We start from the raw sequence: 11,076 nt of genomic DNA on the forward strand, positions 1-11,076 counted from the left end.
GCGGTCGCATCGCACCGCGCACGGGCACCATCAACACAAGGCGGCACAAACATGCATTTGCTGCGCACCACGCCGGGCGGTTTCGTCGACGACACGAAGGGCGTGATCCGGATCGACCAGCGGCCTGCGGACATCGTCGTGCTGAGCTCGGCCGATACGACGCTGTCGCTGCTCGCGAGCGTCGTGCCGCGCCTGCCGGCCGGCTTCCCGAGCGTGCGCCTGGCCAACGTCACCTATCTGCGCCAGCCGGCCTCGGTCGACTTCTACGTCGAGGACGTGTTGCAGCATGCGCGCGTGGTGGTGGTCGATCACCTCGGCGGCGAAGCGTACTGGCCGTACGGCATCGAACAGGTGGTCGCGCTCGCGGAGCGCAAGCAGCAGACGCTCGCGATGTTCTCCGGCGACCTGCAGGAAGACCCTCACCTGATCGCGCGCAGTACCGCTGATGCGGCGCTGTGCCATCAGCTATGGCGTTATCTGCGTGAAGGCGGGCCGCACAACGCGGAGGCGTTTTTGCGCTGCATCGCGTGGCGCGCGCTCGGCTTCGGGCGCGAACCGGCGTTGCCGGTGCCGCTGCCCGCTGCCGCGCTTTATCACCCGTCGCACGACACGCCGACCGTGGCGGACTGGCAGGCGCGCTGGCGCGCCGGTGCGCCGGTTGTCGCGATTCTGTTCTACAAGGCGCATCTGCAGGCCGCCAACACGGCCGTGTTCGATGCGCTGATCGATGCGCTCGAAGCACGGCAGATGAATCCGCTGCCGATCGCGATCACCTCGCTGAAGGACGCCTTGAGCCGCGACGTCGTCGAGCAGTTGTGCGCGCAACATCAAGCGTCGCTCGTGTTGAACACCACGGCCTTCGCCGCCAGCGCGATCGACGATCCCGCACCGCTAGCCGTGGCCGGCGACGCGCCCGTGCTGCAGGTCATTTTGAGCGGCGGCAACCGCGAAGACTGGATCAAGGACAACCACGGCCTGAACTCGCGCGACATCGCGATGCATATCGCGCTGCCCGAAGTCGACGGCCGCATCATCACGCGCGCGATCAGCTTCAAAGGGCTCGCGTATCGCTGTCCGCACACCGAAGTGGACGTCGTGCGCTATCAGCCCGATGCCGGGCGTGTCGCGTTCGTGGCGGAGCTGAGCGAGCGCTGGTGCCGTCTGCGCGCGCTCGAAAACGCGGACAAGAAGCTCGCGCTGATTCTTGCGAACTATCCGGTCAGCGAAGGGCGCATCGGCAACGGCGTCGGGCTCGACACGCCGGCGTCGGTGGTCGGTATTCTCGACATGCTGCGCGACGAAGGCTATCGCATCGCGGCCGGCGAAAAGCTGCCCGCCGATGGCGATGCATTGCTCGACCTGCTCACGCAAGGCGTGACGAACGATCCGGTTGTACGCGACTTGAGGCCCGCGCTGCAAAGCCTCGCACTGGCCGACTACCAGGCGCACTTCGCGCGCTTGCCCGCCTCGCTGCGCGACGCACTCAACGCCCGCTGGGGCGCGGCGGAGCACGACCCGACCGTGCGGCATGGCCGTTTCATGATCGCCGGCTGGCGCTGCGGCAACGTGTTTGTCGGTATTCAGCCGTCGCGCTCGCGCGAGCAGAACGACTACGCGAGCTATCACGACGCCGAGCTCGTGCCGCCGCACGCGTATCTCGCGTTCTATTTCTGGCTGCGCGATCAATTCGGCATCGATGCGATCGTGCATGTCGGCAAGCACGGCAATCTCGAATGGCTGCCGGGCAAGAGCGTCGCGCTCAGCGATGCGTGCTGGCCCGATGCGATACTCGGGCCGATGCCGCATCTGTATCCGTTTATCGTCAACGATCCGGGCGAGGGCAGCCAGGCAAAGCGGCGCGCGCAGGCGGTGATCGTCGATCATCTGATGCCGCCGCTCACGCGTGCCGAAACCTATGGGCCGCTGCAGGACCTCGAACGGCAGGTCGACGAATACTACGAAGCGCTGATGGTCGACCCGCGCCGCGCAAAGCTGCTGCGGCGCACGATTCTGTCGACCATCGTCGAACACCGCTTACACGAAGAGCTAAGCATCGCCGAGCCCAAAGGTCAGGACGCGGAAGACGCGCTGCTCACGCGCGTCGACGCGTGGCTGTGCGAACTGAAGGAAGCGCAGATTCGCGACGGCCTGCACACATTCGGCTGTTCGCCGCGCGGTGTGCAGCGGCGCGATACGCTGCTCGCGCTCGGCCGCTATCCGATCGGCGACGGGCAGGGCGCGAACGCGGGGCTGATCGATGCGCTTGCGCGAGATCTCGGCATCGATCGTCTATTCGATCCGCTGACCGCCGACTGGTCGGCGCCGTGGCAGGGGGAAAAGCCGGCGCTGCTGCAGCAGGTTAGCGATGCGCCATGGCGCCATAACGGGGACGCGCGCGAGCGGCTGGAACTGATGGCCGGCACGCTGCTCGGCGCGCTTTGCGAAGCGGGCGGCGCTGGCGGCGCCCACGCAGGCGGCGATAACCGCGTGACCGCCGTGAGCGATACCGTTCGTCACGGCGATGCGACCGCGGCTCCGACCGCATCGGCTTCACTTGCACGCGCCGCAGGGCCGCAAACCCACCGCGTTCTCGAGCGTCTGCGCGACGATGTGCTGCCCCGCCTCGACGCCTGCGGCCCGCATGAAATGCTGCAGTTGAAACGCGGCCTCGAAGGCCGCTTCGTGCCGCCGGGGCCGAGCGGCGCCCCATCGCGCGGCCGCCCCGACGTGCTGCCGACCGGCCGCAACTTCTATTCGGTCGACACGCGCGCGATCCCCACGCAGGCCGCGTGGGCGCTTGGCCTCAAATCCGCGCAGCAACTGCTCGAACGTCACCTGCAGGAACACGGCGACTATCCGCGCGCGATCGGCCTCTCGGTATGGGGCACGGCCACGATGCGCACGGGCGGCGACGATATCGCGCAGGCGCTCGCCTTGCTCGGCGTGCGGCCGAAGTGGGCGCCGGGCAGCCATCGCGTCACCGACTTCGACATCATGCCGATCGCCGCGTTCGACCGGCCGCGCATCGACGTCACGCTGCGCGTATCGGGCTTTTTCCGCGACGCGTTTCCGAATGTGATGCATCTGTTCGATGCGGCGGTTCAGGCAGTGGCGGACCTCGACGACGAGCCCGAGCATCTGAATCCGATCCGCGCGCGCGTGCTGCGCGAACGCGACGCATGGATCGCGCGCGGCGTCGATGCGAACGAGGCGCGCAAGCGCGCGTGCTGGCGCGTATTCAGCTCGCGTCCCGGCGCATACGGCGCGGGCCTGCAGGAAATGATCGATACGCGGCAGTGGCAGAACGACGCGGATCTGGCCGACGCCTACCTCGCGCACGGCGGCTATGCTTACACGCAGAAGATCTCGGGCGAAGATGCGCGCCACGCATTCGGCACGCGCCTCGCGACGCTCGATGTCGTTTTGCACAACCAGGACAACCGCGAGCACGACGTGCTCGATTCGAACGACTACTACCAGTTCCAGGGCGGCATGGCGGCGGCGGTCCGGCATTTTTCCGGCAGCCAGCCGCAGCTGTATCACGCGGACCACAGCAACCCGAACGCGCCGCGCGTGCGCACGCTGAACGAAGAGATCGCGCGCGTGATCCGCTCGCGCGTCGTCAACCCGAAGTGGCTCGACGGCGTGAAGCGGCACGGCTACAAGGGCGCGGCGGAGATTGCCGCGACCGTCGACTATCTGTACGGCTACGACGCGACCGCGCGCGTGATTGCCGATCATCAATATGCGCTGGTCGCCGATGCCTATCTGAACGACGCCGACACCCGTGCTTTCCTGCAGGCGCACAATCCGCATGCGCTGCACGGCATCTGCGAGCGGCTTGTCGAAGCGATGCAGCGCGGGTTATGGCAGGAGCCGGGCGCGTATCGCGAGCAGATCGAACAGCATCTGCTGGCGAGCGAACAACAGATCGAAGGAACGCGATGATGAATGCAACGACGCACACGGCGAACGGCGCCGGCGAACGCACAAGCGAACGCACAAGCGACATGAGCCGCGCGCCGGTCTTTCCGTTCGCCGCGCTGCTCGGCCAGAGCGAACTGCAGCAGGCGTTGCTGCTTGCCGCGGTGGACCCCGGCATCGGCGGCGTGCTCGTCAGCGGTCCGCGCGGCACCGCGAAGTCGACGGCCGCGCGCGCGCTCGCCGAACTGCTGCCCGACGGCCAGTTCGTCACCTTGCCGCTCAATGCGAGCGAAGAGCGCCTCGTCGGCACGCTCGATATCGAAACGGTGCTGCGCGACGGCGCCGTGCGTTTTTCGCCGGGGCTGCTGGCGAGCGCGCATCGCGGCGTGCTCTATGTCGACGAAGTGAACCTGCTGCCCGATGCGCTCGTCGACGCGTTGCTCGATGCGGCGGCTAGCGGTGTCAACACGGTCGAGCGCGACGGCGTCTCGCACAGTCACGCGGCGCGCTTCGTGCTGATCGGCACGATGAACCCGGAAGAGGGTGAATTGCGCCCGCAACTGACGGACCGCTTCGGCCTGATGGTGGCGCTGCAAAACTGCTTCGATGCGCCGATTCGGCAGCAGATCGTCAAGGCGCGGCTCGCCTTCGATATGGACCCGCACGCGTTTCGCGAACGTTATGCGCAGCAGCGGGAAGACCACGTGCGCCGCATCCGCGCCGCGCGTGCCGCGCTCTCGCAACTCGCGTTCGACGATGCCGTGCATGAGCATGTGAGCGCGCAGTGTATCGCGGCGCAGGTCGACGGCATGCGCGCCGATCTCGTGATGCTGCGCGCCGCGCGTGCCCTGGCCGCGCTCGAAGCGGCGGACGCGGTGACGATTGCGCATGTCGATCGCGTCGCGCAAGCGGTGTTGTTGCATCGGCAACGAAGCGGCGGATCCGGTGGAACCGGCGGAACCGGCGGAACCGGCGATGTGCCGCCTCGACATCGACCGGACGCCAAGCCAGCCGAACCCGAGCAATCAGGTGATGCCGCGGCAGCGGGCAACGCGCGGCAATCACAGGCGTCGCTCGACAGCGACTGGGGCTATCTGCCGCCGCAGACCGCCGGTACTACGCATGTGAAGGGTGTCATCCCGCTTCCGTCAAAAAAACGCTGAGCCATCGAAAGAACGCCGCCGCTGGCGTGTCGCGCAGCGGTTTTCGATGGCAGGCAGGCGATGCGCACAAGGCTCGCAGCCGCGGCAAAGCGGCTCGCGGTCAATCGGGCGCGCGCATCGAATGGCCGCGCACGCTGGCGGCCAAAGGCGCGCAGCGCCTGCGTGCCGATCATCTGCGGTTCGTGCGCGAAGCGCCGCCGCGTGGCGTGCTCCACTGCTTCGTGCTCGATTGCTCGGGTTCGATGCTGGCGGACGCCCGGCTCGCGCTCGCGAAAGGTCTGCTCGTCGCGCTGTTCGGGCGTGCGCGTGCCGAGCGGCATGAGGCTGCCTTGATCTGCTTCGGCGGCGTGAGCGCCGATTTGCGTTTCGGGCCGGCGATACCGCGCGGCTGGAGCGAACGCTGGCTCGAGCCGATCGGCGGCGGCGGTGGAACGCCGTTCGTGCCGGCCATCGAACGCGCGTCGCGGCTGCTCGCCGGCGCCGCGAAGCGCAAACCGGGTCAGCAGCGCTGGCTATGGGTGTTTTCCGACGGGCGCAGCGGCGGTGTGCCGGCGCGCCCGGAAGCCGCCGATCGCGTCGTCTTCGTCGACTTCGAAAACGACGCTGTGCGGCTTGGCCGATGCGAGTTGCTTGCGCGGGCCTGGGACGGCGAATGCATTACGCCCGCGCAACTGATCGCGGCAGGCTGACGGATGTTGACGCCCTAACGCGCCAACGCCCGAGCGCCCCAGCGCCCCAGCGCCCCAGCGCCCCAGCGCCCCAGCGCCCCAGCGCCCCGCGCGCCCGCTGCCCCCGCACCAACGCACCAACGCACCAACGCACCAACGCGCGTTCATGCAGCGGCGCGCACAGGCACGCCGGCGCGCCGCGCCGGGCAGCGCGCCTCAAAGGCGCATTTGAATCGTCGACCGCTCAGGCAGGCCGCGCCGCATTCGACCAGTGCGAAATATCGTCGATGCGGTCGAACACATACGACTTCAGCGCTAATTGCTGTGCCGCGTCGAGCTGTTCGAACTCGAGCCCGTGCGTTGCAAGCGCGTCGGTGGCCGAGGCCGGCTGCGCATTGCGTACGATCGCGGTGGTTTCGATCAGCGTGTCGCTGTCCTTCGATTGCAGCCGGATCGACACGCGCAGGCGCTCGCCGACTTTGGCGACGAGCCACGGCGTGCCGAACGACATGCCGAGCGCGCTGATGGTCTGCATCACGCCGAGTCCCTCGTACGCGTCGCCTTGCGGGTTCACGCCGAAACGCACCGGTATGCGCGCGCGCACGCGAATCGACTTGCGTTCGCGCAGCCGGCGGATCACGCCGGGTTTCGACAACACAACGTAATCGAATGGCAGATGGCAGACCGCATCGACCGTGCAAACGAATCGGAACACGGCCTGGCTCGCAATCGCGACGATCTCGACGTTTTCGCCGATCGTCAGGGTCAGCGGGCGGCCGTCGACGTGCGGCGGCATCACGAACACCGACTGGTTCGGCGCAAAGCCGATGATGCGGCTCGGATGCATCGGCCCACTCGCGTTTTGCGGACGAACGCCGATCAGCGCGCCGATCGACAGGTGCGTGTCTTTCAGCGACAGCGGCGTGTCTTCGTCGTCGTCGCTGTGCGAGGCGAGCGGGTTACTGGCGGCGTCTCGCGTGCCGGCCAGCAGATCGCCGCGGTGCGGCCTGAAATGCGCAAAGAGAAAGCGACGCTCATCCGGGCCGATCACGACCGCACCGCGATCGAACAGCAGCGAACCGTCGGCATCGACGACCGGCCATTCGAGCGGCGTGCCGATCGGCACCGCGTCGGCGTCGAGGAGAGCGGAGGGTGTGTCGGCCGGGTTTGTCGTTGCAGCCGCTTCGTCAGTTTGCATAGGCGCGTTGAAAGCACAGGAAAAAAGGGTCATCCGGTGTTATCGTCCGTCGCCAGAAATCTTGAGATAGGGGGAATCCCTGATTAATGGTGTTTGCAACCGGTATGCATAACCGCGATGTCAAGTGGTGAAACAACAAGCGGTGGACGACCAGCGATGAACGACAAGCGGTGCATGACAAGCGGTGCATGACAAGCGGTGCATGACAAGCGGTGCATGACAAGCGCCGAGGCGGCGCGTTACCGATACCAGCGCGGCGTATAAACCCACTCGCGCGGCGTGCCGTGAGCCGCTTGCGGCCGCGTCGAAAAGGCGCGTGTGGTCGACGAACCGATGATCACCATCGTGCGCATATCGACATCCGCCGAACTGAGTTTGCCGAGCGTCGTCGAGACGAGCGACGCGCCGGGGCGGCCGATGTCGCGTCCGAGCACGACCGTCGTCTCCGGGGCCCGCGACGCGCGCACGATATCGAGCGCCTTGTCGAGCTGCCACGGCCGCGCGCGCGACACCGGGTTGTAGAACGCCATCACGAGATCGGCCTGCGCGGCGAGCGCGACGCGCGCTTCGATGACGCTCCACGGCTTCAGGTTGTCCGATAGCGACAGCATGCAGAAGTCGTGGCCGAGCGGCGCGCCGGCTTGCGCGGCCGTCGCCATCGCCGCCGATACGCCAGGCACGATCTGCAATTCGACGTCGGCCCAATGCGGCGCGTCGGACGTGTCGAGCGCTTCGAGGACGGCCGACGCCATCGCAAACACGCCGGGGTCGCCCGACGACACCATCACGACATGCCGCCCGCCGCTCGCGAGTTCGAACGCATGGCGCGCGCGCTGCATCTCTTCGCGGTTGTCGGTCGGATGGACGCGCTGGTCCGCGCGGAACGGGCCGGCCATCTCGACGTAGGTGGCATAGCCGAGGATGTCGGTGGCGTGCGCGAGCGCGTCGCGCGCGGCGGGCACCATGAGGTCCGCGCTGCCGGGACCAAGGCCGATGACGGTCAGGCGGCCGCGTGCGCGGCCGATGGTGTCGGGGTCGAGCGGTGTGGCGGCGACGGCCAGGGCGATGCCGGGATTCACATCGACGATCTCGCACTGCGCGGGCAACGCGGCTTCGAGCAAGGCGCGCGGCGGCGATAAGGCAGGGCGGTTGTCGTCTGTCGTCTGCGAGGCGTCGGCAAACCGCAGCGCCACACCCAATGCCTCGGCCGCGCCTTCAAGCGCCGCGTCGCCCGAGCACGAGGCCGGCGCAACCATGGCCGCAAGCGCCAGGGGCGACAGCCCGCGCGCCGCAAGCGCATCGCGCACCCGCTGCACAGTGTTCGCACCATCGTCATCGGCCAGCGCAACGACCACACTGCGCGGATGAATCACCAGTTCATCGGCGTTTCCATCCCACGCAAACGGGGTCACGCGAATCGCCCGCTGCGCTGTTTCGGAGCGAGGCAACGGCGCATCGTCGAGCCAGTGCGCAGCGCCTTCGATACGCGTGGTCTCACCAGCGAGCAGATCGGACACAAAGCGCTTGCCCTGCTCGATGCTCGCGAGGGCATACCCGTGCGGCGGATTCAACACGCAAGTGCCAAAGCGCAGTTCGCCGCTCGTCGTGATCGCGGGCGGCACCTCGAGTGCCTGCGCGATCTCGCGCGCCATCACGTTCACGCCCGCCAGCCCGCCGAGCAGCGGCACGACCGCGCTGCCGTCTTCCGCGACCGCCAGCACCGGCGGCTCCGTGCCCTTGTTCGCGAGCAGCGGCGCAACACAGCGGATCACAATGCCCGCCGCGCACAAAGCAACGATCGGCGTGCCGCTCGCATAGAGGTCGCGCAGATACGCGCTGAGTTCGTCGTAGACGATATCGACGCCATCGGCGCCGGCTTCAACGCCCGCTTCAACGCCCGCTTCAGCGCGCGGCGCTTCGCCCCGCGCATTGAAGCGGCTACGCAGCCCATGCACGCGCGCGTCCGGATAGCGGCGCTGGATGCGGCGCGCAGTCGCCAGCGCGCCGCTGCCGAGAATCACGATTGCCGGCGGCATCAGCCTTGCCATTTTTCCCCCGGCACGACAAGCAGCGAAAAATAGGGCGACGCCATCGGGTCGACATCGGCGAGCGGCACGATCCGTTCGCTCGCCATCGTCGCGCGCTCGACATAGAGCGCGCGTTTTGCGAGCCCGAGCTCGTCGAGCACGCGGCGCACCTTGTCGAAGTTGCGGCCGAGCTTCATGATGACCGCCGCGTCCGCGTCGGCGAGGCGCCGCTTCAGTTCCGCTTCGGGCAGCACGCCGGAGAGCACCGAAAGCGTCTGATTGCGATAGACGAGCGGCGCGCCGAGCACCGCCGCGCCGCCGAGCATCGAGCACACGCCGGGCACGACCTCGGCCTCGAAGCGCGGCGCGAGCCGGTCGGCGAGGCGATCGTGCAGATACATATACGACCCGTAGAAGAACGGATCGCCTTCGCAGATCACGGCGACGTCGCGGCCCGCATCGAGATGGCCCGCAATCACTTCGGCCGCGGTGTCGTAGAAGTCGGCGATGATCGCTTCGTACGAGAGCGGCGGCTCGAGCGCCTCGGTCGTGACCGGGTAGACGAGCGGCAGGCGAAGCTGCGCGTCGCTGAGATGCGCTTCGATAATGCCGAACGCGTTGCCCTTCTTGCCCTTCGCGACGAAGTACGCCACCACCGGCGCCGACTTCAGCAGGCGCAGCGCCTTCACGGTAATCAGTTCAGGGTCGCCGGGCCCGACGCCGAGGCCCAGCAGACGGCCGCGCGCGGCGCCAGGCGGTTCGCTCGTATGCATTTATTCGACCTCCGATGCGAGCGCATTGACCGCGGCGGCCGCCATCGCGCTGCCGCCGCGCCTGCCGTCGACAACGACATAGGGCACGCCGCGGCTGTCGGCCGCCAGCATCGCCTTCGATTCCGCCGCGCCGACGAAACCGACCGGGAAGCCGAGAATCAGCGCGGGTCGCGGTGCGCCGGCATCGAGCATCTCGAGCAGATAGAAGAGCGCGGTCGGCGCATTGCCGATCGCGACGACGCTGCCCGCGAGATGCGGCCGCCACAATTCGAGCGCGGCGGCCGAACGCGTGTTGTTGATTTCGCGCGCGAGTGCCGGCACGGCCGGATCGCCGAGCGTGCAGATCACCTCGTTGCCGGCCGGCAGACGTGCGCGCGTGACGCCTTCGGCAACCATCCGCGCGTCGCACAGAATCGGCGCGCCGGCCTTCAGCGCATCGCGGCCCGCGCGGCCCGCGCCCGCGGAAAACCGCAGGCTGCCGGCGATATCGACCATGCCGGACGCGTGAATCACACGCACGGCGAGTTTCTCGAGGTCGGCGGGGATGCGCGACAGATCCGCCTCCGCGCGTATTGTCGCGAACGACTGGCGATAGATCGCGTTGCCGTCGCGAATGTAGTCAGGCATCGGTGAAGCTCCGGGACAGCCGCTCGAGCAGATCGGCGGCATGTTCGATCGTTAGATGGTGGGCGATGCAGTGGCCGAAGCCGGTGCGGAAGGCGTCTTGCGCAGCGCGGTCGCCGGCGCTGCCGCCTGCTTCGTTTGCTTCGCTTGCCTTGCTGGGGTTCGTGCGGTCTCGCCGGTACAGGTCGTAGCGGCCAGGCGCGACCGCGAGCAGTGTGAACGGCACCGGATGCGCTGCGGCGCACGAGCGCGTGCAACCGCTCAGGTGGACCTCGATGTCCGCGGGCAAACGCGCGGCGAGGCGTTTCGCATCGGCTTTCGTATCGGCGTGGCCCTTTGCGCAGCCGGACGAGCCCGTGCATGCGATCAGCCGCGCGAACGGCAGCGCGCGGTCGCACGCGAAGCCCAGCGACGCAAGCCGCAGCAGCGTGGAAGGGGCGGCTTCGGTGCGGACATCGGGCAAGAGCACGCTTTGCCAGGGCGTCACGCGTAGCGTGCCGTTGCCGGTATCGCGCGCGAGTGCGGCCAGTTCGCGCAGCGCCGGCGCATCGACGCGCCCAAGCGGCGGTGCGCCCCCGACATACGACATGCCCGGCTCGCGCTGCGCGTGCGCGCCGAAACGCAACGACGGCAGCGCGGGCGGGCGGCGCCACGCGTCGAAGCGCGCGTCGCGCAACAACGGAAACGCGACGCGCGCTT

General features: G+C 68.1%; 7 protein-coding genes and 1 pseudogene. 3 read left to right on the plus strand and 5 right to left on the minus strand.

Going from position 1 to position 11,076, the window contains the following annotated elements; translation table 11 throughout:
* The first annotated feature begins 51 nt into the window (after positions 1-51).
* The 3 genes from cobN to ACYPXD_RS17805 are packed head-to-tail and all read left to right on the plus strand — an operon-like array spanning position 52 to position 5,776.
* The gene (gene cobN, locus ACYPXD_RS17795) at positions 52-3,948 is read left to right on the plus strand and encodes a cobaltochelatase subunit CobN (RefSeq protein ID WP_459713947.1); all 3,897 of its coding nucleotides are present in this window, start codon (positions 52-54) and stop codon (positions 3,946-3,948) included.
* Entirely contained in the window at positions 3,948-5,087 is a 1,140-nt protein-coding gene (locus ACYPXD_RS17800; protein ID WP_459713950.1) for an ATP-binding protein, read from the plus strand. The genes cobN and ACYPXD_RS17800 overlap by 1 nt, the downstream gene beginning before the upstream one ends.
* A 26-nt stretch (positions 5,088-5,113) precedes the next feature.
* Positions 5,114-5,776, plus strand: a complete 663-nt coding sequence (locus ACYPXD_RS17805; RefSeq protein ID WP_459713952.1) for a vWA domain-containing protein — start codon at positions 5,114-5,116, stop codon at positions 5,774-5,776.
* 223 nt (positions 5,777-5,999) lie between these two features.
* On the opposite strand, the gene ACYPXD_RS17810 is transcribed toward ACYPXD_RS17805, so the two are convergent.
* The 5 genes and pseudogenes from ACYPXD_RS17810 to ACYPXD_RS17830 all read right to left on the minus strand — a co-directional run.
* Positions 6,000-6,953 carry a flagellar brake protein gene (locus ACYPXD_RS17810; RefSeq protein WP_459713954.1) on the minus strand — a complete coding sequence of 318 codons (954 nt, stop codon included), beginning with the start codon at positions 6,951-6,953 and terminating at the stop codon, positions 6,000-6,002.
* Positions 6,954-7,192: 239 nt separating this feature from the next.
* Positions 7,193-9,001, minus strand: a complete 1,809-nt coding sequence (cobJ, locus tag ACYPXD_RS17815) for a precorrin-3B C(17)-methyltransferase (RefSeq protein WP_459713957.1) — start codon at positions 8,999-9,001, stop codon at positions 7,193-7,195.
* Positions 8,989-9,753, minus strand: a complete 765-nt coding sequence (locus ACYPXD_RS17820) for a precorrin-2 C(20)-methyltransferase (protein WP_459713959.1) — start codon at positions 9,751-9,753, stop codon at positions 8,989-8,991. Before ACYPXD_RS17820 ends, cobJ begins: the two co-directional genes overlap by 13 nt.
* Positions 9,754-10,380 (minus strand): precorrin-8X methylmutase, encoded by a 627-nt coding sequence (locus ACYPXD_RS17825; RefSeq protein ID WP_459713961.1) that lies wholly within the window; start codon positions 10,378-10,380, stop codon positions 9,754-9,756. It abuts the gene before it with no gap.
* Positions 10,373-11,076 (minus strand): annotated as a pseudogene (locus tag ACYPXD_RS17830) (precorrin-3B synthase); the annotation flags it as partial. The pseudogene ACYPXD_RS17830 and the gene ACYPXD_RS17825, both read right to left, overlap by 8 nt.

The organism is Paraburkholderia sp. 2C, from assembly GCF_054589215.1.

Coding starts and splice junctions, on each gene's coding strand:
- ACYPXD_RS17825 (WP_459713961.1), bottom strand. CDS start 10,380: ATGCCTGACTACATTCGCGACGGCAACGCGATCTATCGCCAGTCGTTC.
- ACYPXD_RS17820 (WP_459713959.1), bottom strand. CDS start 9,753: ATGCATACGAGCGAACCGCCTGGCGCCGCGCGCGGCCGTCTGCTGGGC.
- ACYPXD_RS17810 (WP_459713954.1), bottom strand. CDS start 6,953: ATGCAAACTGACGAAGCGGCTGCAACGACAAACCCGGCCGACACACCC.
- cobJ (WP_459713957.1), bottom strand. CDS start 9,001: ATGGCAAGGCTGATGCCGCCGGCAATCGTGATTCTCGGCAGCGGCGCG.
- ACYPXD_RS17800 (WP_459713950.1), top strand. CDS start 3,948: ATGAATGCAACGACGCACACGGCGAACGGCGCCGGCGAACGCACAAGC.
- cobN (WP_459713947.1), top strand. CDS start 52: ATGCATTTGCTGCGCACCACGCCGGGCGGTTTCGTCGACGACACGAAG.